General features: G+C 60.2%; 27 protein-coding genes. 14 read left to right on the forward strand and 13 right to left on the reverse strand.

Features of this window, described 5'->3' with window-relative positions:
* Positions 1–12: 12 nt before the first annotated feature.
* The 3 genes from AC13RE_RS13615 to AC13RE_RS13625 all read right to left on the reverse strand — a co-directional run bounded on the left by AC13RE_RS13615 (position 13) and on the right by AC13RE_RS13625 (position 2,687).
* On the reverse strand, positions 13–684 hold the full coding sequence (locus tag AC13RE_RS13615) for a porin family protein (RefSeq protein WP_132715912.1): 672 nt from the start codon (positions 682–684) through the stop codon (positions 13–15).
* A gap of 302 nt (positions 685–986) precedes the next feature.
* A complete protein-coding gene (locus AC13RE_RS13620; RefSeq protein WP_488563302.1) occupies positions 987–1,685 on the reverse strand; it encodes a L,D-transpeptidase in 699 nt (232 codons plus the stop codon).
* A 219-nt stretch (positions 1,686–1,904) separates the two neighbouring features.
* Entirely contained in the window at positions 1,905–2,687 is a 783-nt protein-coding gene (locus AC13RE_RS13625) for a L,D-transpeptidase (RefSeq protein ID WP_488563303.1), read from the reverse strand.
* Positions 2,688–2,989: 302 nt separating this feature from the next.
* On the opposite strand from AC13RE_RS13625, the gene AC13RE_RS13630 reads away from it, so the two are divergent.
* Both AC13RE_RS13630 and AC13RE_RS13635 read left to right on the forward strand, forming a co-directional pair.
* Positions 2,990–3,619 carry a DNA-3-methyladenine glycosylase I gene (locus AC13RE_RS13630; protein ID WP_488485587.1) on the forward strand — a complete coding sequence of 210 codons (630 nt, stop codon included), beginning with the start codon at positions 2,990–2,992 and terminating at the stop codon, positions 3,617–3,619.
* Positions 3,620–3,648: 29 nt separating this feature from the next.
* Positions 3,649–4,143 (forward strand): hypothetical protein, encoded by a 495-nt coding sequence (locus AC13RE_RS13635; RefSeq protein ID WP_488485639.1) that lies wholly within the window; start codon positions 3,649–3,651, stop codon positions 4,141–4,143.
* 3 nt (positions 4,144–4,146) lie between these two features.
* Here the strand turns inward: AC13RE_RS13635 and AC13RE_RS13640 are convergent, their stop codons facing one another.
* The gene (locus tag AC13RE_RS13640; protein ID WP_132715916.1) at positions 4,147–4,851 is read right to left on the reverse strand and encodes an HAD family hydrolase; all 705 of its coding nucleotides are present in this window, start codon (positions 4,849–4,851) and stop codon (positions 4,147–4,149) included.
* A 304-nt stretch (positions 4,852–5,155) separates the two neighbouring features.
* Here AC13RE_RS13640 and AC13RE_RS13645 point away from each other — a divergent pair, with 304 nt between their 5' ends.
* Positions 5,156–6,205, forward strand: a complete 1,050-nt coding sequence (locus AC13RE_RS13645) for an aldo/keto reductase (RefSeq protein WP_488563304.1) — start codon at positions 5,156–5,158, stop codon at positions 6,203–6,205.
* A gap of 46 nt (positions 6,206–6,251) precedes the next feature.
* Here the strand turns inward: AC13RE_RS13645 and AC13RE_RS13650 are convergent, their stop codons facing one another.
* Positions 6,252–7,277, reverse strand: coding sequence for a zinc-dependent alcohol dehydrogenase family protein (locus AC13RE_RS13650; protein WP_488563349.1), 1,026 nt, complete (start codon positions 7,275–7,277; stop codon positions 6,252–6,254).
* 110 nt (positions 7,278–7,387) lie between these two features.
* On the opposite strand from AC13RE_RS13650, the gene AC13RE_RS13655 reads away from it, so the two are divergent.
* Positions 7,388–8,287 (forward strand): LysR family transcriptional regulator, encoded by a 900-nt coding sequence (locus AC13RE_RS13655; RefSeq protein WP_488485590.1) that lies wholly within the window; start codon positions 7,388–7,390, stop codon positions 8,285–8,287.
* 52 nt (positions 8,288–8,339) lie between these two features.
* On the opposite strand, the gene copM is transcribed toward AC13RE_RS13655, so the two are convergent.
* The 3 genes from copM to AC13RE_RS13670 form a co-directional block, all read right to left on the reverse strand.
* Positions 8,340–8,687: a CopM family metallochaperone gene (gene copM / locus AC13RE_RS13660; protein WP_488563350.1), complete on the reverse strand. Its 348-nt coding sequence runs from the start codon at positions 8,685–8,687 to the stop codon at positions 8,340–8,342.
* A gap of 95 nt (positions 8,688–8,782) precedes the next feature.
* Positions 8,783–9,220: a hypothetical protein gene (locus tag AC13RE_RS13665; RefSeq protein ID WP_488563305.1), complete on the reverse strand. Its 438-nt coding sequence runs from the start codon at positions 9,218–9,220 to the stop codon at positions 8,783–8,785.
* An 11-nt stretch (positions 9,221–9,231) separates the two neighbouring features.
* Positions 9,232–9,759 carry a 2'-5' RNA ligase family protein gene (locus tag AC13RE_RS13670; protein WP_488563306.1) on the reverse strand — a complete coding sequence of 176 codons (528 nt, stop codon included), beginning with the start codon at positions 9,757–9,759 and terminating at the stop codon, positions 9,232–9,234.
* 125 nt (positions 9,760–9,884) lie between these two features.
* Here AC13RE_RS13670 and hisS point away from each other — a divergent pair, with 125 nt between their 5' ends.
* The 3 genes from hisS to hisG are packed head-to-tail and all read left to right on the forward strand — an operon-like array spanning position 9,885 to position 13,296.
* On the forward strand, positions 9,885–11,447 hold the full coding sequence (gene hisS / locus AC13RE_RS13675) for a histidine--tRNA ligase (RefSeq protein ID WP_488563307.1): 1,563 nt from the start codon (positions 9,885–9,887) through the stop codon (positions 11,445–11,447).
* A gap of 35 nt (positions 11,448–11,482) precedes the next feature.
* On the forward strand, positions 11,483–12,601 hold the full coding sequence (locus AC13RE_RS13680) for an ATP phosphoribosyltransferase regulatory subunit (RefSeq protein ID WP_488563308.1): 1,119 nt from the start codon (positions 11,483–11,485) through the stop codon (positions 12,599–12,601).
* On the forward strand, positions 12,601–13,296 hold the full coding sequence (hisG, locus tag AC13RE_RS13685) for an ATP phosphoribosyltransferase (protein WP_488485598.1): 696 nt from the start codon (positions 12,601–12,603) through the stop codon (positions 13,294–13,296). The genes AC13RE_RS13680 and hisG overlap by 1 nt, the downstream gene beginning before the upstream one ends.
* A 78-nt stretch (positions 13,297–13,374) precedes the next feature.
* On the opposite strand, the gene AC13RE_RS13690 is transcribed toward hisG, so the two are convergent.
* The gene (locus tag AC13RE_RS13690) at positions 13,375–13,818 is read right to left on the reverse strand and encodes a DoxX family protein (protein WP_132715924.1); all 444 of its coding nucleotides are present in this window, start codon (positions 13,816–13,818) and stop codon (positions 13,375–13,377) included.
* Between the two features lie 215 nt (positions 13,819–14,033).
* Between AC13RE_RS13690 and AC13RE_RS13695 the strand changes: the two genes are divergently transcribed.
* Complete coding sequence (locus AC13RE_RS13695) at positions 14,034–14,741, forward strand: glutathione binding-like protein (protein ID WP_488563309.1); 708 nt, start codon at positions 14,034–14,036, stop codon at positions 14,739–14,741.
* A gap of 57 nt (positions 14,742–14,798) precedes the next feature.
* On the opposite strand, the gene AC13RE_RS13700 is transcribed toward AC13RE_RS13695, so the two are convergent.
* From AC13RE_RS13700 to groES, 3 genes are all read right to left on the reverse strand, one after another.
* Positions 14,799–15,257 (reverse strand): hypothetical protein, encoded by a 459-nt coding sequence (locus AC13RE_RS13700; protein ID WP_488563310.1) that lies wholly within the window; start codon positions 15,255–15,257, stop codon positions 14,799–14,801.
* Positions 15,258–15,929: 672 nt separating this feature from the next.
* Positions 15,930–17,570: a chaperonin GroEL gene (gene groL, locus AC13RE_RS13705; protein ID WP_132715927.1), complete on the reverse strand. Its 1,641-nt coding sequence runs from the start codon at positions 17,568–17,570 to the stop codon at positions 15,930–15,932.
* 73 nt (positions 17,571–17,643) lie between these two features.
* The gene (groES, locus tag AC13RE_RS13710; RefSeq protein ID WP_015338933.1) at positions 17,644–17,940 is read right to left on the reverse strand and encodes a co-chaperone GroES; all 297 of its coding nucleotides are present in this window, start codon (positions 17,938–17,940) and stop codon (positions 17,644–17,646) included.
* Positions 17,941–18,365: 425 nt separating this feature from the next.
* Between groES and AC13RE_RS13715 the strand changes: the two genes are divergently transcribed.
* The 6 genes from AC13RE_RS13715 to AC13RE_RS13740 all read left to right on the forward strand — a co-directional run bounded on the left by AC13RE_RS13715 (position 18,366) and on the right by AC13RE_RS13740 (position 25,956).
* Positions 18,366–19,214 carry a TIGR01459 family HAD-type hydrolase gene (locus AC13RE_RS13715; protein ID WP_488563311.1) on the forward strand — a complete coding sequence of 283 codons (849 nt, stop codon included), beginning with the start codon at positions 18,366–18,368 and terminating at the stop codon, positions 19,212–19,214.
* A gap of 15 nt (positions 19,215–19,229) precedes the next feature.
* Positions 19,230–20,213: a bifunctional riboflavin kinase/FAD synthetase gene (locus AC13RE_RS13720; RefSeq protein WP_132715929.1), complete on the forward strand. Its 984-nt coding sequence runs from the start codon at positions 19,230–19,232 to the stop codon at positions 20,211–20,213.
* A 133-nt stretch (positions 20,214–20,346) separates the two neighbouring features.
* A complete protein-coding gene (locus tag AC13RE_RS13725) occupies positions 20,347–20,544 on the forward strand; it encodes a DUF3311 domain-containing protein (protein ID WP_034508488.1) in 198 nt (65 codons plus the stop codon).
* The gene (gene mctP, locus AC13RE_RS13730) at positions 20,534–22,009 is read left to right on the forward strand and encodes a monocarboxylate uptake permease MctP (protein WP_132715930.1); all 1,476 of its coding nucleotides are present in this window, start codon (positions 20,534–20,536) and stop codon (positions 22,007–22,009) included. The genes AC13RE_RS13725 and mctP overlap by 11 nt, the downstream gene beginning before the upstream one ends.
* Before the next feature lie 300 nt (positions 22,010–22,309).
* Complete coding sequence (ileS, locus tag AC13RE_RS13735) at positions 22,310–25,192, forward strand: isoleucine--tRNA ligase (RefSeq protein WP_488563312.1); 2,883 nt, start codon at positions 22,310–22,312, stop codon at positions 25,190–25,192.
* A gap of 134 nt (positions 25,193–25,326) precedes the next feature.
* Positions 25,327–25,956, forward strand: a complete 630-nt coding sequence (locus AC13RE_RS13740; RefSeq protein WP_112335401.1) for a hypothetical protein — start codon at positions 25,327–25,329, stop codon at positions 25,954–25,956.
* Between the two features lie 36 nt (positions 25,957–25,992).
* Here the strand turns inward: AC13RE_RS13740 and AC13RE_RS13745 are convergent, their stop codons facing one another.
* Positions 25,993–26,451 (reverse strand): nucleoside deaminase, encoded by a 459-nt coding sequence (locus AC13RE_RS13745; RefSeq protein WP_488563313.1) that lies wholly within the window; start codon positions 26,449–26,451, stop codon positions 25,993–25,995.
* Positions 26,452–26,478 lie beyond the last annotated feature (27 nt).

A 26,478-nucleotide genomic window follows, 5' to 3' on the forward strand; every position in this document is an offset into this window, starting at 1 on the left:
GCCTGAGGAACGTCAGAAGTTGAACGAAACGCCGAAGTTGAGAGCGTGGGTGAAAACCCTGGTCTTCAGCGTGTCGCCGCTGTCGATCGAGACGTTGTTCACGAAGTTGTAGTTACCCTTGTATTCTACGAAGGTCGACCAGTGCTTGGCGAATTGGTAGCTGACGCCCGCCTGCGCCTGCAGCGAAGCGCCGCCGAACTGGTAGTCGAAGGTCGTGCCCGACGAGCGGGTCACTTCAACGTGCGGCACGTTGATGCCGGCACCGAGACCGACATAGGGTGTCCAGTTGCGGCTCGAATCCTGGAAGCGATAGAGCGCATTCAGCGTCAGCATGTTCAGGCCGTCGGTGAACTCGAAATGCGACCAGCCGGGAGTATTGCCGAGATCGCCATAGACCTTCGCATGGGTATAATCGAGCGACACGCCCCAGTTCGGCTTGTCGAACTGGTCAAGCCACCAGATGCCGCGGAAGCCGAAATAGGGCGGCATCTTGAAGGATTTTCCAGACCAGTTGGGGTCGAAATCAGCGCCGTCCGACGTGGTCACATTGCTGCCTGTCGCGCCCTGTATGCCGCCGTAAGCGGAAAATTGCATCTCCGCCGAGGCAGAGCTTGCGGCAAATATAAATGCGGAAGTCGCAAGCGCGGCGAATGCCGGCTGCTTGATGCGAAATGCACGATGCATATGAAATCCCCGGATGCCAAAGTGCCGCTATCTAAACGCGCTTCCATGACACTTCTATTGCAGTCATGGGTAGGCAAGTACGGCTTAGGCGGGAAAACTGACGGTAAACTGAAGGCGACGAGCCATTTTTCGGCGGTGCAGCGTGATAAGTTTCAGGCTGTAACACTGGCGCAACAGTGTCTCCATCCGCGCCTGCACCCAATAAACTATTGCAAGCGATACGGGCGCCTTCCCCGGCGTGAATGATGTCACGCGAGGGAAGAGCGCCCGTTATGTTGGTGCCTGATTCGGGTCGGATTCTATCAACCGCCGAACAGGGTCCTCAGCACATCGACGCCGCGATCCTGATAGCTGACTTCGCCCTGCTTGTTGCCGGGGCCAACGACGATGACCTTGGTGCCCACGGGAACGCGATCATAGAGATCCATGACGTCCTTGTTCATCATGCGGATGCAGCCGGAGGACATGTTGAGGCCGATGCTCCAGGGCTGGTTGGTGCCATGGATGCGGAAGGCGGTGTCGTTGCCGTTACGGTAGAGATACATGGCGCGCGCGCCGAGCGGATTGTCCTCGCCACCTTCCTGAAAGGCCGGCAGTTTGTGGCCCTTCTTGGCTTCGCGCACGATCATTTCCGGCGGCGGCGTCCAGCCGGGCCATTCCGCCTTGCGGCCGACCTTGACGACGCCGGACCAGCCGAAACCATCGCGGCCGACGCCGATGCCATAGCGTCTTGCGCGGTTATTGCCTTCGACGAGGTAAAGATACTTGTTATTGGTGTCGACGATGACGGTGCCCGGCTCCTCGTTCGTCGCCAGCCGCACCATCCGCCGCTGGAACTGCGGCTTCACCTGGCCCTGCGGCTCCATTGCGACCCGGATCACGTCGGTGCGGGCGACCGTCGCCGTAATAGGTGTCGAAGCGGTGAAGGCTGCTGCGTTCGACGCTGTAAGAAGACACGCCGCGACGACACCTGCCGTCACGATCGACAATGCTGCTTTCATAATTGGCATTCCCCTCGTTTAATCCGGTAGGAAATTACCGGAACCAACGAAGGGATCAAGGTCAAAATGACCAATGTTGGGTACGTTCAGGAAGAACTGCCCTCTTGTCTGTCGCCGATCAGACTATAGTCTGAACTATAGTGGAGGGTTTTCCCATGCGGCGAATACTGCCCCTCCAATGGAGTAGTATCGCCGCGCAGGACGGGACTTTTTTCGAGATTACATGACGGTGACGCGGGTGCCGACCTTTACGCGGTTGTAGAGATCGATGACATCCTCGTTGCGAAGGCGGATGCAGCCGGAGGAGACGGCACTGCCGATCGTCCAGGGGGCGTTGGTGCCATGGATGCGATAGAGGGTTGACCCCAGATACATGGCGCGGGCGCCGAGCGGATTGCCTTCCCCGCCTTCCATGTGAGCGGGCAGATAGTGACCCTTGGCGGCTTCGCGCGAGATCATCTCGGCCGGCGGCGTCCAGTCCGGCCATTCCTGCTTGCGGGTGACGGTATGGGCGCCGGCCCATTCGAAGCCCGGCTTGCCGACGCCGACGCCATAGCGCCGCGCCTTGCCGTCATCCATCACCAGATAAAGAAAGCGGTTGTTGGTATCGATGACGATGCTGCCGGGCTTTTCCTTGGTCTGGTAGTCGACGATCTGCGGCAGGAACTGCGGATCGATCTGGCCTCGGACTGCCGGATATTGCGGGCGGGCCATGGCGACCTGTTGCACGGCCGGCCGTGCGAATAGACCGCGCGGCTGCACGACCTGACGCACCTGCGGATTGGCCTGCTGCTCCATTCTGGGATCGGCGGCGCGCCGCGCCATTGGGCGGGGATAGACGACCGGCTGCACGTTACCGCCGCCAAGCTGCATCACCCAGGGGGCGGTCAGATCGGGACTGACGATGACGGGCGGGCGCGACTGATAGCGATCGTCGGCAAAGGCGGTGGAGGCAAGCAGGCTCAGGGCGCCGGCGGCACACAGAACGGCATGTTTCATCATCGGACAAACTCTCTACACATGGGCCGAAGATGGGCGCGAAAGCGCCCGGTCGAAACAATGGTGCCACTTGCACGCGAGCGAATGGTAAACATCTATTCATCAAAATGCCGCGAAGCCGATAAAGCTTTGTCAGGGTTACCGCCTGGTTTGGAAAGATGGTTTGCAAGTGGTAAATCATGAATCGGAATGCGCGGTCGTCGAAGTCAGTCTATGAATTTAAGCATTTGATTGATCTAAGTTTATCCGATAGTGGCTTACCGGTTTCCGGTAGCGCGTGCTGAAATAGGGGACGAATCGCGAAAATGGCCGAAACGGGCATCATCACCGGCGAAGATGGCAAGGACCGCTGCTTCTGGCACGGCAATCTGCCGGAGTATCAGCGCTATCACGACGAGGAATGGGGCCGCCCGGTCGTCAATGACGTCAGGCTGTTCGAGAAGATTTGCCTCGAAGGCTTCCAGTCGGGCCTGTCCTGGCTGACGATCCTGCGCAAGCGCGAGAATTTCCGCGCCGCTTTTGCCGGCTTCGATTTCGAGAAGGTCGCCAAGTTTGGCGAAGCGGATATCGAGCGTTGCCTAGCCGATGCCGGCATCATCCGCCATCGCGGCAAGATCGTCTCCACCATCAACAATGCCAATCGCGCCATTGAGCTGCGCGACGAATTCGGTTCGCTCGCCCGCTATTTCTGGAGCCACGAACCGGGCGCTTCGGAGCGCCCCGAAGTCTTCGATCTTGCCCATCTGCGCGCCAATCCGACGACGGCGGCTTCGGTGCGAATTTCGAAGGATCTGAAGAAGCGCGGCTGGACCTTTGTCGGTCCGACCACAGTTTATGCTTTCATGCAGGCCATGGGCCTCGTCAACGATCACATCGAAGGCTGCTACTGCCGGAAAGAGGTGGAGGCGATGCGTTGCGCATTGGTGCGGCCGTGAGGGACGCGCTTCTCGGTCTTTCGCTGACGATGATTGCGCTGTTCGGCGCCGCAGCCGCCTATGCTCAAAGTGATACCCAGCAACAGCAGCTGCCGCAGCTCGATCGTGGCGAAAAGCTCGAGAAGATCGCCCTGCCGGCCGTCCTCGAGAGGCTGACGGGCTGGACGAAGTTCGGCAAGGGCAAGGTCTACACGCTGCCGCTGAAGAAAGGCCAGCATGTGCGGATCACCTTCAGCTCGAAGAGCAAATACGCCTATATGGCGATCTTCGATCTCTCGTCGAGCGAGGATGAATCTTTCTTCGGCACGGATGAAGATGGCAATACCGCCGACGTCACTGTCAACGAAGATACGACCTGGCTGATCAAGCCCTATTATTCGCGCGTCACGCGCCGGCGCGGTCTCGGTGCCCCCTACGAAATTCTCATCGATCCCAATCCGCCGGCTGCGCAGCAGGCGCCGGCCGATCAGCAGAAGGACCAGGGACCGATGCTGTTTCCCCCACGCTCAAAGCAGGGACAGTAAGGATTACTGCAACGCTTCGATCACACCATGCAGCTCGCCGAGATGGCCGATCTTGCGGAAACGCGGTGCGTCTGTCGGTTCCTCGACATGCTCGAACGACCATGTGAGCTCGTGCGGCACGAAGACGCCGTAGCTGCCGGCAGCGAGCGCCGGCACGATGTCCGATTTCAGTGAGTTGCCGATCATCATCGCCCGTTCCGGCCCGTCGCCCACTTTGGAAAAGATGCGGCGATAGGTTGAGGCATTCTTGTCCGAGACGATCTCGACGGCATCGAAGAGATCGCCGAGCCCGGATTGCGCAAGCTTGCGCTCCTGATCGAAAAGATCGCCCTTGGTGATCAGCACCAGCAGATATTTTCCCGAGAGGGCCTCCAGTGTCTGGCGCACATGCGGCAGCGTCTCGACGGGATGGGCAAGGAGATCGCGGCCGATATCGAGGATTTGGGCGATGACGGTCGATGGCACTTCGCCCTCGGTGATCTCGATGGCCGTCTCGATCATGGAGAGGGTAAAGCCCTTTATTCCGAAGCCGTAGTGACGAAGATTGCGCTTCTCCGCCTCCAACAGGCGTGCGGAGATGACGTCGCTTGGGGCGTGATCGGCGAGTAGTTCGGTAAACTGCAGTTCCGTCAACCGGTAGAACTGTTCGTTCTGCCAGAGCGTGTCGTCGGCATCGAAGCCGATCGTGGTTAGGGGGCGTTGCGTCATCGGTGTGTCCGTTTTGCGCATGAATATAAAAGCTGGAGTCTAATCCGCGCCCGCCCGGACGCAAGAGCAAGTGCAGGTAACTGCATCGTGATCGGCCCGAGGTCTCGCGTTGAAAATGGTTTCGGGTGCATTATGTGCTTGTTGTCTCGATTGCCGCGGAGCTTGAGTCCGGCCTCGACGACCGTCTTATGACCTCCCCAGGGCAGCGCCGACAGCGGCTGCCGTGCCGAGGCCAATTCATAGCGAAAAGATAGCGTTCACCGGCCGGAAGAGTCTTCCGGCTGACCACAAGGGAATTTCTCCTATGCGTTACAATCAACTCGGCAATACCGGCCTGTTCGTCTCCGAACTCTGCCTGGGGACGATGACCTTCGGTGAGGCCAATCCCAACACTCCCTGGGGCTCGATCGCCGATGTCGACCAGGCGCTGGCCGACAAGATCGTCGAAGGCTCGCTTGCTGCCGGCGTCAATTTCATCGACACCGCCGACGTCTATTCCTTCGGCAATTCCGAAAAGCTGCTCGGCCAGGCCCTGAAGAATCTCGGCATTCCCCGCAAGGATGTCGTCATCGCCACCAAGGTCTATGGCGTCATGGGCGACAAGCCGAACGATCGCGGCGCCTCGCGCGGCCATATCATGGACTCGGTGCAGGCCAGCCTGGATCGTCTGCAGACCGATCATCTCGATCTCTATCAGATCCATGGCACGGATATCGTGACGCCGATCGACGAGACGTTGCGGGCGCTGGATGATCTCGTTTCGCGCGGTCTGGTTCGCTATATCGGCGTTTCCAACTGGCAGGCATGGCGCATCGCCAAGGCGCTCGGCATTTCCGAACGCCGCGGCTTTGCCCGCTTCGAAACGGTGCAGGCCTATTATTCCATCGCAGGCCGCGATCTGGAGCGCGAAATCGTGCCTGTCATGGCTGAGGAAAAGCTGGGGCTGATGGTCTGGTCGCCGCTGGCAGGTGGTCTGCTCTCGGGCAAGTATGGTCCGGGCGCTCCCGGCAATGGCGAAGGACGGCGTGCGAGCTTCGATTTCCCGCCCGTCGACAAGGACCGCGCCTGGGCCTGCGTCGCCGCCATGCGCGAAGTGGCGGAGAAACACGGCTCCAGCGTCGCAACAGTGGCGCTTGCCTGGATCCTGGCGAAGCCTTTTGTCACCAGCATCATCATCGGCGCCAAGCGTCTCGACCAGCTCGACCAGAATCTGGCCGCTGTCAAGCTGAAGCTCGATGCCGACGATATGGCCAAGCTCGATGAAGTAAGCGCGCTAGCGCCCGAATATCCCGGCTGGATGCTCGCACGCCAGGGCGCCCAGCGCGTACCGCAGCCTTTCGAGCCGAAGGGCTGATATCATAGGTCAGGCCGCCAGCTTTTCGCAGCGGCCCGGCTTCACGTTAGAGCTCGATGACGATCTTGCCGAAGGGGCCGCGATCGAGATGATCGAAGGCGGCCGGCGCCTCGCCGAGGGCATAGCGATGGTCGATGACGGGCTTCAGGCCAATACTGTCGACTGCGCGTACGAAATCTTCGAGCGAGCGGCGGTGGCCGACGCTGATGCCTTGCACGGTGGGAGATTTCAACAGCAGCGGTGCCACCGGACCGGAGATGTCGAAGCCCTCAAGGACGCCGATGACGGAAATTCGGCCCTGCGGCGCCACCGCCTTCAGCGATTGGGCGAAATTCGGCCCGCCGGCTATTTCGAAAATATGATCGATGCCCCGATCGTTGGTGAGGCGATAGACCTCTTCCACCCAATCGCTTTTGTTGCGGTCGATGCCGTGATGAGCGCCCAAAGCCTTGGCCCGTTCGAGCTTTTCCTGTCCGGAGGAGGTCACGAACACCTCGGCGCCCTGGGCCACGGCGATCTGCAGGCCGAACAGCGCCACGCCGCCCGTTCCCTGCACCAGCACGCTATCGCCAGGCTTGACCTTGCCGCGCTCCGCCAGCGCAAACCAGGCCGTCAGGCCAGCGCAGGGCAAGGTGCTCGCCTCGGCATAATCGAGGCTCTGAGGCGCCGAGACGAGCCAGTCCTCCGGCATTGCAACATATTCCGAGAGCACACCGGGATAGAACCCGCCAAGCGTCTTATACGGCGGTGTGCGGGCATCGCCGAGCGGCTTGCCGTCGATCCAGCCGGGATGGAAGGTCGAAATGACCCGATCTCCAGCGGCAAATCTGGTGACATCGTCTCCCACCGCTTCGATGACGCCTGCCATATCGGACGCCGGTACGAAGGGAAATTGGATCGGCAGACCCATGCCGGTTTCGCGGACGAGCTTGTCGCGATAGTTCAGTGAAACGGCTTTCACCCGCACGAGCACCTCGCCGCGTGCCGGCGAGGGAATTGCGGTTTCCGTCAGATTCAAGGGCGCGCCGACGGCGATCGTCTCGAGGGTCCAACGCTTCATGGTCTTCGTCATCATGATCTCCTGAGAGGAATTGAAAGCAATGGACGGAGCATATCGTTGCTTTCTGGTCGCCAGTGGCGATATTATTTCCGCTAACTGGTTCCTTGGAGGAAGCAATCATCATGAACGACATGCTCAACGGCATTCCCGAATTCGTGGAGGCGGTCGAGGCCGGCGGTTTTTCCGCAGCGGCGGCGCGCATGAATCTCTCACGTTCGGCGATCGGTAAGACGATCGCGAAGCTGGAGGGACGCCTGAATGTGCGCCTGTTTCACCGCACCACCCGCATGCAGAGTCTGACGGATGAGGGGCAAGCTTTCTACGAGCGCTGCCGCCGGGCGCTGGACGAGATACAGTCCGGCGAGGCCATGCTGGAATCGGGTAAGCGCGAAGTTACCGGACGTTTGCGCATCTCCATGCCGGTTCTCTTCGGTCGCCGCTGTGCTGCACCGCTGCTGCTGGAACTGGCACGTGTCCATCCCAAACTTGAACTCGACCTTTCCTTCAGTGATCGCGTGGTCGACCTTTTCGACGAGGGCTTCGATCTCGCCATTCGCAATGGCGTGTTGCGGGATGAAGCCGGCCTCGCTGCCCGCAAGATCGCCCTCCATCGCATGACGCTATGCGCCTCGCCGGATTATCTCGCTGCTAGAGGTACGCCGCAGACCATTGCCGATCTCGATAGCCACGATCTCGTCGTCTATGCGAGATCGGGGGAAGCCAAGAGATGGACCTTCCTGCAGGACGACGGTGCGGCCGTCGACTATTTTCCGCAGACGCGATTGCGTCTGGATGACCTGGAGGTCATTGCGGATGCCGCCGCCGCCGGAATGGGCATTACGTGGCTACCCTGCTGGCTGGTACGGGGCTATGTGCATGCGGGCAAGCTCATGCCGGTGCTCAATGTCTCCAGCCGGCCCGTCAACGTCTACGCCGTCTGGCCGCAGGTGCCGCAGCTTTCGCTGAAGATGCGCGTGATCATTGACCTGCTCGCTGAGCGCCTGCCTGGAATCATGGGTTGAAAGTATGGAAGAGAGAGACGGCACGAATGCCGCCTCTCATTTGCCAGATAATTTACTTGCCGTGCTTCTTCAGCCAGGCTTTCATTTCCTTGATCTCGGCTTCCTGCGCGGTGATGATGCCCTCCGCCATTTTGCGCAGTTCGGGATCCTTGCCGTATTTCAGCTCGATCTTGGCCATGTCGATCGCGCCTTGATGATGCGGGATCATGCCGCGGACGAAATCTGCGTCCGCATCGCCGCTGTAGTGGATCATCATATCCTTGTGCATCTTGCTCATGGCGTCGTTGAAAGCCTTGCTGGAAGCACCTTGGTCTTCCATCGGCTTGCTCATATCCATGCCCTTCATGTCGTCGGCAAAGGCAGGAAGGCTGATGGCAAGGACGAATGCGCCGGCCAGCATCAGCGATTTTGAGGTGGACATAGGTATTTTCTCCGTTTCTGAACGGTATCTGGATTTGAGCGGATGAGCGCTCGTCGATTGAATACAGATGATCGTCAGGCGAGACGGGGAGGGGGTGCTGTCGGTTGTGGCCGGGAGTCGGCAAGACGCTGTCCGGGCTCCGGTGCCGGATAGGAGAAGGCCTGTTTGCCTTCTTCCGCCATAAGCGTCGATGTCAGGGCGAGACAGGCGGCGCAGGACGCCACATGCGCCATGCCACCGGCACAAGGGTTCTGCGGCTTCTTCTCCTGATGCTGCGCCATATCGCCATGGCTGGCTATGCCCGGCATATCAGCCATGGTCGCATGCATGCTCATGTTTGATGCGGCGGGCATTGCGCCGATAGAATCACAAATCGGACAGCTCGCCAGTACCGGCATGGCACCGTAGAGCAGCCAGGCAATTACCATCGAGAGGATCGCAAGCAAGCGCATGAAGGGGAACCTAGCGGCGCCGGCCGCGAAGGCAAGCGCAAATTCAACCGCGGAGGACACTGGGAAGGCGATCAAGACAGCAGTTTGACTTCCTGCAGGATTTCGACCGGCGGAAAGCGGATGCAATCCATCACATCGAAGACGAGCGTGAACTTCGCAGGCGTTGCCTTTGCCCATGCCAGCGCCTCTTCCCTCGTGCCTGTGGGGATCTTCATCGCAATGGTGCAATGCGGCTGCCAGCAATCCGGGCGGGAATGCTCGTGGCACAGGGCAGGGTCGATCTCGTCGTGAATGACGCGGTGTATCCGCCTGAGCACTCGATCGTCGGTAGGGCGTGCCCAAAGCACCAGCATCTCGTTGGGAAAATGGCCGATCCCGGAGAATTCGACCGATATGGGCGGCACACCCGCGAAAGCCTTCTTGGCAGCTGTGAAAAGTGAAGGCAGGGCGATATCCTGATAGACCGCGAAGGTCAGATGCGGCGGATAGTTCAGTGCTTGCATCGATGGCGCGGTTTCGAAGCGGCTCGCCTCCCGCCAAAGATCCAGAACCGGCGTGGCCGTTTCATCCGTGCATTTCAAGACGATCGCGTATGGCATGGTTCCTATGCCGCCTTCTCTGGCTTTTGTCGGTTTTGTCGGCCGTTAACTTATAACAATCCTTGCCGCATTCGGCCCAATCCGCTAGTTAACCGCGACTGTTCCCATACCGGATTACCCTAGAGATGAGCGACAAACAAAAGAAACCGCAGAAGCTCAAGGCCCGCCTGCCGCGTGGCTTTGTCGATCGTTCGGCCAGCGACATTCGCGCCGTCAACGAGATGACCTCCAAGATCCGGGCCGTATATGAGCATTATGGTTTCGATCCTGTCGAAACGCCGCTGTTCGAATATACCGATGCGCTCGGCAAGTTCCTGCCCGATAGCGACCGGCCGAATGAAGGCGTGTTCTCGCTTCAGGATGATGATGAGCAGTGGATGTCGCTGCGCTATGACCTGACGGCGCCGCTTGCCCGTCATGTCGCCGAGAATTTCAACGAGATCCAGCTTCCCTACCGCACCTATCGTGCCGGCTACGTCTTCCGCAACGAGAAGCCAGGCCCGGGCCGCTTCCGCCAGTTCATGCAGTTCGACGCCGATACCGTCGGCGCGCCGGGCGTGCAGGCGGACGCCGAGATGTGCATGATGATGGCTGACACGCTGGAGGCCTTGGGCATAAAGCGTGGCGACTATGTGATCCGCGTCAACAACCGCAAGGTTCTCGACGGCGTGTTGGAAGCCATCGGCCTCGGCGGCGATGACAAGGCCGCACAGCGCCTGAACGTGTTGCGTGCCATCGACAAGCTTGACAAGTTCGGCCCCGAAGGCGTGGCACTGCTGCTCGGCCCCGGCCGCAAGGACGAGTCCGGAGACTTCACCAAGGGTGCCGGCCTCAACGCCGATCAGATCGAGAAGGTGCTCTTCTTCGTCGGCATCAAGGACTACGCCGAAAGTGCCGCCCAGCTTGCCGAGCTTGTCGCCGGTACGTCCAAAGGCGGCGAAGGCGTCGAGGAACTGAATTTCATCGGCGGCCTCGTCACCAGCGCGGGCTATCAGTCGGATCGTATCAAGATCGATCCTTCCGTCGTGCGCGGCCTCGAATACTACACCGGCCCGGTCTACGAAGCCGAGCTCACGTTCGACGTCACCAACGAGAAGGGCGAGAAGGTCGTCTTCGGTTCGGTCGGTGGCGGCGGCCGTTATGACGGGCTCGTCTCGCGCTTCATGGGCCAGCCGGTGCCGGCTGCCGGTATTTCCATTGGTGTGTCGCGCCTGATGACCGCGTTGAAGAACCTCGGCAAGCTCGGCATGGAAGACGTGATCGAGCCCGTGCTTGTCACCGTCATGGATGGCGATGTCGACGCCATGGGGCGCTACCAGCGTTTCACGCAGCAGCTGCGCGCTGCCGGCATCCGCGCCGAGATGTTCCAGGGCAATTGGAAGAAGTTCGGCAATCAGCTGAAATACGCCGACCGCCGCGGCTGCCCGATCGCCATCATCCAGGGCGGCGACGAGCGAGCACAGGGCGTCGTCCAGATCAAGGATCTGATCGAGGGTAAGCGCCTTTCCGGCGAGATCGTGGACAATGCCAGCTGGCGTGAGGCTCGCGTGGCTCAGGAAACTGCGCCGGAGGCCGAACTGGTCGAGAAGGTCAAGGCAATGCTCGCAGCACAAGCGGAAGACCGGGAGCGGGTGAGAGGAATACCCTACGATCCAAATCAGAAACCAGATCCCGGTGAAGATGAGTAAGCGCGGCTTGCTATCATCGAAGAGAGAGTTCCGCCATGCCCCTGATCAACCTTCCGGATTTTGCCGGCGATCTCCTTGACGAATTCTCCGTCCGCGGGACGGAGCGGGTGGATACGCCCATCATCCAGCCGGCCGAACCCTTTCTCGATATGGCCGGCGAAGATCTTCGCCGGCGTATCTTCATGACCGAAAGCGAAACCGGCGCCAGCCTTTGCCTGCGCCCCGAGTTCACCATTCCGGTTTGTCTGCAGCATATCGAAACCGCCACCGGCACGCCGAAGCGCTATTCCTATCTCGGCGAGATTTTTCGTCAGCGCCGCGAAGGCGGGCATGAGTTTTATCAGGCCGGCATCGAGGACCTAGGTGATAATGAGACGGCCGGCGCTGACGCTCGCGCCATCGGCGATGCCATCGGTATCCTGAGCCGGCTGGTGCCTGGCAAGGCACTTTCGGTGACCTTGGGCGATCAGGCCGTATTCGAGGCCGTGGTGCAGGCGCTCGGCCTGCCGTCGGGCTGGCAGAAGCGGCTGATCCACGCTTTCGGCAACATGATGCAGCTCGAAACCCTGCTGGCGCGGCTCGCAAGCCCGCAGCCGGTCACCGGGCTCGATACGCACGTACTCGATTTCCTCAATCGCGGCGATGAGCAGGGGCTGATCAAGCATATCGACGCCACAATGCATGCGACCGGCTATTCCACCAATGCCAGCCGTTCGCCGCAGGAAATCGCCCGGCGCCTTCGCGAGAAGCTGGTCCTGTCCGAAACGCGGCTCGACGATGCGGCCTTCCGCGTGCTGGAGGAGTTCTTGTCCCTGAGCGTGCCGCTCTCGGATGCTTCCGCGGCGCTGGCAGGTTTTGCCGACGCTGCAGGGCTGAAGCTCGGGAGCGCATTGAAGAGCTTCGATGCCCGCGTTGCGGCGCTAGCCAAAGCCGGCGCTGATGTTTCGAAGATTGATTATCGCGCCGCTTTTGGCCGTCCCCTTGATTACTATACCGGCCTTGTCTTCGAAGTGACGGTGGAGGGATCGAGCGCGGTGCTCGCCGGTGGCGGCCGCTTCGACCGGCTGATGACCCTGCTCGGGGCCAAGGATCATATCCCGGCTGTCGGCTTCGCGCTCTGGCTCGACCGTATCGAAACCGCGAGGGCAGCCTGATGACCATCACCATAGCGCTTCCCTCCAAGGGCCGGATGAAGGAGGATTGCGCCGCGATCTTCGAGCGTGCCGGAATGCCGATCGTCGCCGTCGGTAACGATCGCTCCTATCGCGGCCGTGTCGAAGGTTGGGACGGGGTCGAGATCGCCTTCCTGTCAGCCTCGGAAATCTCGCGTGAGATCGGCAATGGCGGCGTCGATTTCGGCATTACCGGCGAAGACCTCGTGCGTGAGGGCATGGCGGAGGTCGATCGCCGGGTCGAATTCTGCGCAAGGCTCGGTTTCGGTCACGCCGATGTCGTCGTCGCCGTACCGGAAATCTGGCTCGACGTCGATACCATGGCCGATCTCGGTGATGTCGCCGCCGATTTCCGCGCCCGTCATGGCCACCGGCTGACAGTCGCCACCAAATACTGGCGGCTGACGCAGCAGTTCTTCTCCAGCCAGCACGGCATCCAGCTCTACCGTATCGTCGAAAGTCTCGGTGCGACGGAGGGGGCACCCGCTGCCGGCTCGGCCGATATCATCGTCGACATCACCTCCACCGGCTCGACTCTGAGAGCAAACCATCTGAAGGTCCTGTCTGATGGCATCATCCTGCGCTCGGAGGCTTGTCTGGTGCGGGCACGCAAGGAAAGCCACGAGGGTGATCCGATGGTTCAGCGCATCATCTCGGCCGTTCGCAGCGCGCTCTGATTTTTCAGTTTCCTATTCATGCAAAAAAAGCCCGCCGGAATTCCGGCGGGCTTTTTGTCTTGGAAACTATGCAGCGCTTTAGGCGGCTGCGTAGGCACCGCGGCGAGCGTCGACCGAGTAGACGCCTGCACCGTTGGTGGCGAGCATGATGTAGGCGCCGGCGAGCGTGACGTTCTTCAGGAAGTTGACGAAATTTAGGGTGTTGATCCAGCCGTTGGCGGCAGCAGGGAAGTCCGGAACGTTGACGGTCGGCAGGTGGAACACAACGCCGGTGAAAATGCAGAAGGCGGCGAGCAGCCAGCCGACGATGCGGACCTGAAAACCGACGAGAACGCAGATGCCGGTGACGAATTCGAAAGCGCCAGCGAGATAGGTGAGCAGGGTTGCGGCCGGCATGCCGGCGGCGGCGATCGCGCCGGCCGTGCCTGCCGGATCGGTCAGCTTGCCGAAGCCGGAGAAGATGAAGATGAAGGCGAGCAGGATGCGCGCTACGAGAATGATGATGTTGTTGGTGTTGGACATGAGGGTCTCCAGTAAATTCGCTTGGGATCACGTGGCAGTTATTCTCTGGAGATGGATATTCGTGATTTTTGAGGAGTTGGAAAGATAAACAACTGCGCACAATTAGTTCACAATCATTGAACAATGGGTCACAGAGATAACTCTTCCCATACAAGCCCCATCGGCTATTGTGGCGGCAAATCAGTTGTCAAATCAGACCCTTCAGGAGCAAGCCCATGGCCGATCTGTCATCCTTTCCGATCACGAAGCGCTGGCCTGCCAGCAATCCGGATATTATCCAACTCTATTCGCTGCCGACGCCGAACGGCGTAAAGGTCTCGATTGCGCTGGAGGAGCTTGGCCTGCCCTACGAGCCGCATCTGATCTCCTTCGGCACCAATGATCAGAAATCGCCGGAGTTCGTTTCGCTGAACCCGAATGGCCGCATTCCGGCAATCATCGATCCCAATGGCCCTGACGGCAAACCGATCGGCCTGTTCGAATCCGGCGCGATCCTGGTCTATCTGGCGGAAAAGACCGGCAAGCTCATTCCGAGCGATGCTGCCATGCGCTATGAGACCCTCGAATGGGTCTTCTTCCAGATGGCAGGCGTTGGTCCGATGTTCGGCCAGTTCGGCCATTTCTTCAAATTCGCGGCCGAGAAGGTCGCCAATAACTCCTATCCGGTCGAGCGTTATCGCGATGAGGCCAAGCGCCTCCTCGGCGTGTTGGAGAGCCGCCTGCAGGGACGCGAATGGATCATGGGCGATGAATACACCATCGCCGACATCACCACCTTTCCCTGGGTTCGCGGCGTCGACGTCTTCTATGGCGGCCGCGAGGTGTTGGAGTTCGAAAGCTTCCCCTCCGTGATGGCCTGGCTGAACCGCGCGCTTGCGCGCCCGGCAAGCCAGCGCGGCCTCAGCATTCCCAAGCGGGATTGATCAGGTTGAACTCGGTAGCTGGTCGGGCGAACTTGGCCGACCATGACCGATAGTGATTTACTGCCGGGTGGCGAGTTGGCTGCCCGGCTCCAGTTTGAAGCGCGGAAACAGAAAAACGCCGACCATGCTGCCGGCATGTTGCTTATCCGCGGCAACGGATTCCCCGACACAGAAGACCGGTCGGCGATGACCACCTGCGCCGAGCGTGGTCGTCGAATAGCAGAAGCAGGAATTGGCCGTAGCCGCCTGCTCGAAAAGATCGAGGATACGGGCCCGATCCTGTAGATCATAGCAATGCATGAGGCTCAGCAGGCCGCATTCCGAAGAATTCAGCCCATGCAGCATGGTGCCCCACTGCCCAAGTTTGATGATGCCGCTTGAAAGATCGCCCGTCCATCCCTCGGAAACACAGAACTGAGCCAGAAGATCGGGATCACGACCCTCGAACTCCAGCGAGCCCGGCGCAAACGGTGCGGAAAAATTGGCCTTGGCAATCTTGAACAAGATGATCCCCATTTGAGCGCCAGGTCCCCCCTTGCGCTTTATTCAAATTCCCCTGCGTCTTCCGGATTGAATGTCTTCCCGCATGCCGCATCAAAAGCAGAGCATTCGGCTCTGCTGCTTCCATTTTCCGTCATGCTTGGTCCGACTTGGCGATCCAAGCTATGAAGTCATTTCAAGTAAAAAATCCGCGCGCCCCTCGATCCTTAAGATCATAGCCATGCGCGGCTGCCGATTAATCGTGCCGAATATAAGTAAAATTTGCGTGCATTGCAGCTAACCCTCCAAAATCGCTGCGCCGCGATTTATAAGAGCTTTTTCGAAAACGGCAATGGGGCAATTTGCGTAAATTTGCGCTGCCAGAAACTTGCCGGTCTGCATCGAAACTATAGGCCACAAACAAAAAGGGCGACCCGAGGGCCGCCCTTTCGTCAATTCCGGATGTCGGATTGAACAGTCGTAACAGGCCGTTGGCCTATCACATCATGTCCATGCCGCCACTTCAGGCCGCTTGGCGGCCTTAAGCACTAAAAGCGCATGGGCGAAGCTTTATGGACATTCCTGTGATGAGGCCGTTGGCCTATCACATCATGTCCATGCCGCCACTTCAGGCCGCTTGGCGGCCTGAAGCGCTAAAGTGCATGGGCGAAGCTTTATGGACATTCCTGCGATGAGGCCGCTGGCCTATCACATCATGTCCATGCCGCCCATGCCGCCCATGCCGCCCGGCATGCCAGCAGGGGCATCCTTCTTCGGCAGTTCAGCGATCATGGCTTCGGTGGTGATCAGCAGCGAAGCAACCGAAGCTGCGTTCTGCAGAGCCGTACGAACGACCTTGACCGGGTCGACGATGCCCATAGCGATCATGTCGCCGAATTCGGACGTCTGGGCGTTGTAGCCGTAGTTGTCTTCGTTCTTGTCGAGAACCTTGCCGACAACGATCGAAGCTTCGTCACCAGCGTTTTCAGCGATCTGGCGAACCAGCGACTGCAGGGCACGGCGAACGATGTTGACGCCGGCTTCCTGATCCTGGTTTTCACCCTTGGCAGTGATCTTCGTGGAAGAACGCAGGAGCGCGATGCCGCCGCCCGGTACGATGCCTTCCTGAACAGCAGCGCGCGTCGCGTTGAGAGCGTCGTCGATGCGGTCCTTCTTTTCCTTCACTTCGACTTCCGTCGAGCCGCCAACGCGGATCACGGCAACGCCGCCAGCGAGCTTGGCAAGACGTTCCTGCAGCTTTTCGCGGTCGTAGTCGGAGGTGGTTTCTTCGATCTGAGCCTTGATCTGGGCAACGCGGCCTTCGATGTCGGACTTGGCGCCAGCGCCGTCGACGATCGTGGTGTTTTCCTTGGAGATCGAAACCTTCTTGGAACGGCCGAGCATGTCGAGGGTGACGGACTCGAGCTTGATGCCGAGGTCTTCGGAGATGACAGTGCCGCCCGTCAGGATGGCGATGTCTTCCAGCATGGCCTTGCGGCGATCGCCGAAGCCCGGAGCCTTGACAGCAGCGATCTTCAGGCCGCCGCGCAGCTTGTTGACGACGAGGGTCGCAAGAGCTTCGCCTTCGACGTCTTCAGCGATGATGAGGAGCGGCTTGCCGGTCTGAACGACGGCTTCGAGAACCGGAAGCATGGCCTGCAGGTTCGAGAGCTTCTTCTCGTGCAGCAGGATGAACGCGTCCTCGAGGTCGGCGATCATCTTTTCCGGGTTGGTTACGAAGTAGGGGCTGAGGTAGCCGCGGTCGAACTGCATGCCTTCGACCACTTCGAGTTCGGTTTCGGCGGTCTTGGCTTCTTCAACCGTGATGACGCCTTCATTGCCGACCTTCTGCATGGCTTCAGCAATATCGAGACCGATCTGCTTTTCGCCGTTTGCGGAGATCGTGCCGACCTGGGCAACTTCTTCCGAAGTGTTGATCTTCTTCGCCTTGGCCTGGAGATCCTTGACGACTTCTGCAACAGCGAGGTCGATACCGCGCTTCAGGTCCATCGGGTTCATGCCGGCTGCAACAGCCTTGGCGCCTTCGCGAACGATCGCCTGGGCCAGAACGGTTGCAGTGGTGGTGCCGTCACCGGCGACGTCGTTGGTCTTCGAAGCGACTTCGCGGACCATCTGGGCGCCCATGTTTTCGAACTTGTCTTCGAGTTCGATTTCCTTGGCGACGGAAACGCCGTCCTTGGTGATGCGCGGAGCGCCGAAAGACTTGTCGATAACGACGTTACGACCCTTCGGGCCGAGCGTGACCTTCACTGCGTCAGCGAGGATATCGACGCCACGAAGCATCTTTTCGCGGGCGCTGCGGCCGAATTTTACTTCTTTAGCTGCCATGTTTGAAACTCCTGAATTCGCGTTTTCGGGGCTTTAGGGCCCGTCAGCTTTATCGGAAAAGGGAACCGGCTGATTAGCCGATGATGCCCATGATGTCGGCTTCCTTCATGATCAGAAGGTCTTCGCCGTTGAGCTTGACTTCAGTGCCCGACCACTTGCCGAACAGAACGCGATCGCCGACCTTGACGTCGAGTGCTACGACCTTGCCGGCCTCATCACGAGCGCCAGAACCGACGGCGACGATTTCGCCTTCCTGCGGCTTTTCCTTGGCGGTGTCGGGAATGATGATCCCACCCTTGGTCTTTTCTTCCGACTCGACGCGACGAACGACGACGCGGTCATGAAGGGGGCGGAAATTGGTGCTTGCCATTGTCTAATCCCTCGATCAAATGACATTCACGGATCAGCGGGGATCCGTATGGATTTTGTTAGCACTCATCCTCTGAGAGTGCTAGCGACGGTGATTTAGGGGTGGCTTCCGGACGAGTCAAGGACAGCACTGTGAATTTTTTGCGGCGCGCCTCGGCTTGTTTTGAGGATGATTAACGCCCAGGGCGCCGCCGCGTAGCATCTCGTTGCAAAGGTTCTCTCATTTTGCCCTCGTGAAGACAGGGTCGGGTCACGCCTTTTCCAGAGCGTCATCCCGTTGCTTCCGCTGCGCAATCTTGCCGCTCGCTGACCTTGCCCACGCCTGCCGCTCAGGCCTTGTGCGACGCAAAAACCTTGCGTGCCGCTCTTGTAATTTGCCGGCCGGTTTGCGATGTCAGCCCGTGATTTATTTGATGCGAGGACGGCATGGGCAAACGGATCGAGAGCTTTCGCGACATCGGCGGACTTTATGATGTTGCGCTCTGCGATGTTTGGGGTGTGCTCCATAACGGCGTCACGGCCTACAAGGAGGCCTCGATCGCGCTTGAAGCGGCCCGCGGCGAAGGCCTTGCGGTCGTCCTCATCACCAATTCTCCGCGCGTCGCTCCGAAGGTCGTCGAGCAGCTGCGTGCAATCGGTGTTCCCGACAGCGTTTACGATCGCATCATCACCTCGGGCGATGTGACACGCAAGCTGATTGCCGAGGGACCGAGGAAGGTGTTCCTGCTCGGTCCGGAGCGCGATATCGGCATCCTGGAAGGCTTGGACGTTCAGCGCGTCGAAGCCGGCGAAGCGGAAAGTATCGTCTGCACGGGCTTTTTCGATGACGAAACTGAAACGCCTGACGATTACACCGAAATGCTGACGGCCTGGTCGGCCCGCAAGGTGCCGCTGATCTGCGCCAATCCGGATCTCGTCGTCGAGCGCGGCCATCGCATGATCCCCTGCGCCGGCGCCATGGCCGCCTATTATGAGCGGCTCGGCGGCCAGACGCGCATCGCCGGCAAGCCGCACCAGCCGATCTACGATGCAGCGATCGCGGCGGCCCGCGAGGTGAAAAGCGAGTTTCCGCTGTCACGCGTGGTGGCAATCGGTGATGGTATGCCGACCGACGTGCGCGGCGCACTCGATTACGGCCTCGATCTTCTTTATATCAGCCATGGCATCCACGCCCGCGAATATGTCGTCGAAGGGCATACGGATGAGGCCGCTCTCGGCGCCTTCCTGGCGCGCGAACAGGCCTCGCCGAAATGGTGGATGCCGCGCCTTGTCTGAGGAGAGTGGCAGTCGATGACCGTTTTCCACCGCAACGAAACCCGCGAGCCGCTTCCCGATGCCTTGAAGGGCGGCGTGGTCGCCATCGGCAATTTCGACGGCGTGCACCGTGGCCATCAATCGGTGCTGACGCGTGCGCTGGAGATCGCCAGGGAGCGCGGCATTCCGGCTCTGGTGCTGACTTTCGAGCCGCATCCGCGCACCGTCTTCAAGCCGGATCATCCCGTCTTCCGCCTGACGCCTGCGCCTTTGCGAGCGCGGCTGCTGGAAGCGCTCGGCTTCAACGCCGTCATCGAATATCCTTTCGATCGCACTTTCTCGCAGCGCTCGGCGGATGAATTCGTGCATTCGATCCTGATCGACTGGCTGCACGCGTCGGAAGTCGTCACTGGCTTCGATTTTCATTTTGGCCATGATCGTCAGGGAGGCCCCGCCTTCCTCATGAATGCTGGCAGCCATAACGGCTTCGGCGTGACGCTGATCGATGCCTTCCGCGACGAAAACACGGAGGTCATCTCGTCGAGCCGCATACGCACACTGCTTGCGGAAGGCGATGTCGCCCAAGCTGCTGGTCTGCTCGGCTATCGCTATACCGTCCAGGCCCCTGTCATCGGCGGTGAGAAGCTGGGCCGCACGCTCGGCTTCCCTACGGCAAACATGCAGCTGCCGCCCGAGACATCGCTGAGGGCAGGCATCTATGCTGTTCGCTTCCGGACGGCCGATGGCACCATCCGCGATGGCGTTGCCAGCTACGGCCGGCGCCCGACGGTGACGGACAACGGGGCGCCGCTGCTGGAAACCTACGTTTTCGATTTCAGCGGCGATCTCTACGGCCAGGTCTGTTCGGTCTCCTTCTTCGGCTATCTTCGCCCCGAACTGAAGTTCGACGGTCTCGATCCGCTGGTCGCGCAGATCCGCAAGGATGAGGACGAGGCACGCGCGCTGCTTGCCGGTGTCCAGCCGCTCAGCGAGCTCGACCGGGTCATCGCCTTTTCCTGATTTCGTTGGAAACGATTACGTGCGGGGATTGCGGCGACGCAATATCTTTTTGCCTTGAGCGACTGGAAAGATGTTGCAATACCTACATCGTAGGGCGCGAGTCGCAGCGCCCGTTTTCCGAAAGGCGAATGGGATGGATAAACGTTTCGGAACGGCGGCCTGCTGGCTGCTCGTCATTCCTTATATTGGTTTGCTTTGGGTGCCCTTCTACAACAGCCACGATCCGGTGCTGTTGGGTTTCCCTTTCTTCTACTGGTATCAGCTGGCCTGGGTGCCGATCACCGCTGTTCTGACCTGGATCGCCTATCGGAGCATGCGCCATGATGACTGATATCGATCCGACAGCTCTTGCCGTCTTCATATTCTTCCTGGCCCTCGTGACCGTGATGGGCTTTGTCGCTGCCCGCTGGCGTAGGCCGAAGACCCTTGCCCATATCGACGAATGGGGCCTTGGCGGCCGCACCTTCGGCACCTGGATCACCTGGTTCCTCGTTGGCGGCGATTTTTATACGGCCTATACGGTCATTGCCGTCCCGGCGTTGGTCTACACGGTCGGCGCCTATGGCTTCTTCGCGCTGCCCTATACGATCGTCGTCTATCCGTTCGTCTTCATGGTCATGCCGCTTCTTTGGAGGCGAGCAAAGGATCATGGTTACGTCACGGCCGGCGATATCGTCCACGGTCAATATGGCTCGCGGGCGCTGGAACTGGCGGTTGCGCTCACCGGCGTCATCGCAACGATGCCCTATATCGCCCTGCAGCTCGTCGGCATGACAGCGGTGTTCAAGGCCCTGGGGCTCCACGGCGAATTGCCGCTCGCCGTCGCCTTCATCATTCTGGCGCTCTATACCTACTCGGCCGGCCTTCGCGCTCCGGCGCTGATCGCCTTCGTCAAGGACATCATGATCTACATCGTGGTGATCGCGGCCATCGCGCTCATTCCGGCGAAACTCGGTGGCTATGCCAATGTCTTTGCCGCGGCTGATGCGGATTTCAAAGCCAAGGGGGCGGGTAGTCTGCTGCTCGGCGGTAACCAGTATGTTGCCTACGCGACGTTGGCGCTCGGCTCGGCGCTGGCGGCGTTCATGTATCCGCATACCCTGACCGGCATCTTCGCGTCCAACAGCGGCAACACCATCCGCAAGAATGCGGTGCTGCTGCCGGCCTACACTCTGCTGCTGGGCCTACTGGCCCTGCTCGGCTATATGGGCCACGCGGCAAATCTGAAGCTGGACAGCGCCAATGACGTGGTGCCTGCACTGTTCCAGACCCTGTTCTCCAGCTGGTTTGCTGGTTTCGCCTTCGCGGCCATCGCTATCGGGGCGTTGGTGCCTGCGGCTGTGATGAGCATCGGCGCTGCCAATCTCTTCACCCGCAATTTCTGGAAGGCCTATGTCGATCCGCAGGTTTCCGATGCCGGCGAGGCGAAGGTCGCCAAGATGACATCGCTTGTCGTCAAGGTCGGTGCGCTTCTCGTCATCATTTTCCTGCCGACGCAGTTCGCGCTCGATCTGCAGCTTTTGGGCGGCATCTGGATCCTGCAGACGCTGCCGGCTCTGGTCTTCGGTCTCTATACCAAGTGGTTCCGTGCACCGGCACTGCTCGCCGGCTGGTTCGTCGGCTTCTTTGGCGGCACCTATCTCGTATGGGATGCCGGCTGGAAGCCGCTGCACATGGTTCCGCTCGGCGAAACCGGCTTCACCGTCTATACGGGGCTGCTGGCGCTTCTCGCCAATATCGTCGTGGCCGTTATCGTCAACGCGGTCGTGCCGGCACGGGCAGCAGCACGAGCCTGATTAGATAGACCCTCAAATTGGCCGCGGACGGAAACGTCCGCGGCTTTTCTATGGATTGGCGCAACTGTTTCCTCTTCCTTTCCCTGGAAAAAACGCCTATGAACCGGCGACCATGACCCAATTTCGGCTGAGCCACGCGATACGAATTATTGGCCCGGCCTTCCGCGCGCTTTAAGCTGCCGGAAGGTCCGGGTTTTTGGCGTCTCGCTCAAGAGATGCTTTCCGCCGCCGAAAATTCCCCGTATGGCTGCGCCAGTTGAGGCGCAAGACGCCCGAGACACCGAGGCAATTGTCACGACTATGACCGATACCGCTGAAAAGATGGATTACTCCAAGACCCTTTACCTGCCGGAAACTGATTTTCCGATGCGCGCCGGACTGCCGCAGAAGGAGCCGGAGCTGGTGAAGCGCTGGGAGGAGATGAGCCTCTATAAGAAGCTGCGCGCCTCCGCCGCTGGCCGTGAAAAGTTTGTGCTGCATGATGGCCCGCCCTATGCCAACGGCCACATCCACATCGGCCATGCGCTGAACAAGATCCTCAAGGACGTCATCACCCGCTCGTTCCAGATGCGCGGCTATGACAGCAATTACGTTCCGGGCTGGGACTGCCATGGCCTGCCGATCGAATGGAAGATCGAGGAGAAATACCGCGAGAAGGGCAAGAACAAGGACGAGGTCCCGGTGAACGAGTTTCGCCAGGAATGCCGCGACTTTGCCGCCGGCTGGATCAAGATCCAGTCCGAGGAATTCAAGCGCTTGGGCATCACGGGCGATTTCGACAATCCCTATCTGACCATGAACTTCCATGCGGAATCCCGCATCGCCGGCGAGCTTTTGAAGATCGCCCGTACCGGTCAGCTTTATCGTGGCTCCAAGCCGGTCATGTGGTCGGTGGTCGAGCGGACGGCGCTGGCCGAAGCCGAAGTCGAATATGCCGACGTCGAGAGCGATATGATCTGGGTAAAGTTCCCGGTGGCTGAAGGCCCGGCGCATCTCGCCGGCACCTTTGTGGTCATCTGGACGACCACCCCCTGGACGATCCCCGGCAATCGCGCGATCGCATACTCCTCGCGCGTGTCCTACGGACTCTATGAGGTCACGGAAGCGGCCAATGATTTCGGCCCGCGCCCGGGCGAGAAGCTTGTTTTCGCCGACAAGCTCGCCGAGGAATCCTTCGCCAAGGCAAAGCTGCAATACAAGCGCGTGAGCGACGTGACCGCTGCCGATCTGGCCGCACTGACCTGTGCTCATCCGCTCGCCTCGCTCGGCTATGGTTTCAAGGTGCCGCTGCTCGATGGTGACCACGTCACCGATGATGCCGGTACGGGTTTCGTACACACGGCGCCCAGCCACGGCCGCGAAGACTTTGACGCCTGGACGTCGCATGCCCGCGATCTTGAAAAGCGCGGCATCTCCTCCGCCATCCCGTTCCCCGTTGATGACGCTGGCTTCTACACCGCCGATGCTCCGGGCTTCGAAGGTGGCCGTGTCATGGACGACAACGGCAAGAAGGGCAATGCCAACGACCTCGTCATCAAGGCGTTGATCGAGACGAACACGCTGTTTGCGCGCGGCAGGTTGAAGCATTCCTATCCGCACTCCTGGCGCTCGAAGAAGCCGGTCATCTTCCGCAACACGCCGCAATGGTTCGTCTACATGGACAAGGACTTTGCCGACGGTTCGACGCTGCGCTCGCGCGCCCTGAAGGCGATCGACGACACCCGCTTCGTGCCGGCTGCCGGCCAGAACCGCCTGCGCGCCATGATCGAACAGCGCCCGGATTGGGTCCTGTCGCGCCAGCGCGCCTGGGGTGTGCCGATCGCCATCTTCGTCGACGAGCAGGGCAACATCCTACAGGACGATCGTGTGAACGCCCGTATCCTCGAGGCTTTCGAGCAGGAAGGCGCCGATGCCTGGTTTGCCGAAGGCGCGCGCGAACGCTTCCTCGGTGAAAAGGCCAACGAGCCCTGGACGCAGGTCATGGACATCCTTGATGTCTGGTTCGATTCCGGTTCGACCCACACCTTCACGCTGGAAGACCGCCCGGACCTGAAATGGCCGGCCGACCTCTATCTCGAAGGCTCCGACCAGCATCGCGGCTGGTTCCATTCGTCGCTGCTCGAAAGTGCCGCGACGCGTGGCCGTGCGCCATACGATGCCGTCCTCACCCATGGCTTCACCATGGACGAGAAGGGCGAAAAGATGTCGAAGTCCAAGGGCAACGTCACCTCGCCGCAAGAGGTGATGAAGGATGCGGGCGCCGACATCCTCCGCCTTTGGGTCATGACGTCGGACTATTCGGAAGATCTGCGCGTCGGCAAGGCCATCATCCAGACCAATGTCGATGCCTATCGCAAGCTGCGCAACACCATCCGCTGGATGCTCGGCACGCTGGCGCACGACAAGGGCGAGGTGATCGCCTATGCCGACATGCCGGAGCTGGAGCAGCTGATGCTGCACCGTCTCGCCGAGCTCGACGAACTGGTACGGGAAAGCTACGACGCCTTCGACTTCAAGCGCATAGCCCGCGCCCTGATCGATTTCGCCAATGTCGAGCTTTCGGCCTTCTACTTCGACGTCCGCAAGGATGCGCTTTACTGCGATGCGCCGTCGAGCCTGCGGCGCCGCGCCTCGCTGGCCGTCATCCGCACGATCTTCGACTGCATGGTGACGTGGCTGGCGCCGATGCTGCCTTTCACCACGGAAGAGGCATGGCTGTCGCGCAATCCGTCTGCGGTCTCGGTTCATCTCGAGCAGTTCGTCACCATTCCCGTCGAGTGGAAGAACGAGGCGCTGGCCGAGAAGTGGAAGAAGATCCGCGCCGTGCGCAGTGCCGTCACCGGCGCGCTGGAAATCGAGCGCAAGGATAAGCGGATCGGCTCCTCTTTGGAAGCTGCTCCGGTCGTCTACGTCGCCGATCCCGAGCTGCTGAAGGTGCTCGAGGGCCAGGACTTCTCGGAAATCTGCATCACCTCCGATATCACCATCCTTGGTGAGCAGGGCCCTGCGGATGCCTTCCGCCTCGACGACGATGCCAAGGTCAGTGTCGTGCCGAAGCTCGCGGAGGGCCGAAAGTGCGCCCGTTCCTGGCGCATCACGACGGATGTCGGCTCCGATCCGGAATACCCGGATGTCTCGGCGCGTGACGCCGCGGCACTGCGCGAACTTGCCGCTGTCAACTGAAGAAAATTGCCGGATGAATTGCCTTTGCGGCGTTCATCCGGTAAAAGCTGCCTGAAAATGGCCAGAATTTTACGGCAGTTGCCGTTGAATGGGGTCATATTGCGTTTATTCCGGCATAGCTGGGAAGGGTTTTCATGAGAGCGATGCATAAGGTTCGTGTCGGCGTCAGCTTGGCGGCACTTGTGGTTGGCTGCGGCGCCATGTCCGGTTGCCTTAGCAGCCCGACTTACGGCACCGACAAGACGGCCGGCGTCCAGCTCCTGGATGACCTCGGCGACATCGCCTCCGTTTCGGCTGCAACGCCGAAGGACAAGGGTGTGAAGTATCCGAACCGCCCCGGTCTGGTTGTTGCCGGAAGCAAAGACACTCTGACCGCCCCACAGCAGTCCCTGGCAAGCAAGGACAACCCGGCCTGGCTCGAATCTCCGGAAGACGCCCGCAAGCGCCTTGCCGCGGAAGCCGACGAGAAGAAGAACGACGTCAACTATCGTTCGCCGCTGGCTCAGGCCGACAGCGCCAAGAATCACATGAGCGAAGCACAGCAGACGGCCGCTTATCGTGCCGCGCGCCAGGACCAGGCCGGCAGCTATATCGATCAGCGCCGTTACCTCATCGACCCGCCGCAGCAATATCGTCAGGTTGCTGACCAGGCTGCGCTTAACGATCTCGGTACGCCCGAGTCGAAGAAGGAAAAGAAGCGCAAGAAGGACGCCGAGGCCGCGCAGCAGACCAGCAACAGCAGCTGGTGGAAGCCTTTCCAATAAAAGCCCTCGAGGCGGCGGCATCAAAACCGCCGCTTTTCAGTCTTCAGAGCGTTTCGCTTGAAAGAAACCTCTGAGGATGTCGGCGGATGCGGTCTCGCCGAGGCCGGAATACACCTCCGGCGCATGATGGCAGGTCGGCTGGCGATAGAAGCGCACGCCATTGTCGACACCGCCGCCTTTGGGATCCTCGGCGCCATAGTAGAGACGTCGGATGCGCGCGAACGAAATGGCCGCCGCGCACATGGTGCAGGGTTCCAGCGTCACATAGAGATCGGCGCCCGCAAGACGTTCCTGGCCCAATTCCTCGCAGGCCAGGCGGATGGCGACGATTTCGGCGTGGGCGGTGATGTCGTTGAGCTCGCGGGTACGGTTGCCGGCAGTGGCGATGACCTTGCTGTCGAGCACGACCACGGCGCCGATCGGCACTTCGCCACGCTCTCCGGCTCGGCGCGCTTCGGACAAAGCAAGCTCCATGAATTGATTTGTAGCCGCCATTCAAGTTTTTCCACTTAACCGCAAGGG

Source organism: Martinezella sp. CNPSo 3959 (assembly GCF_057784355.1).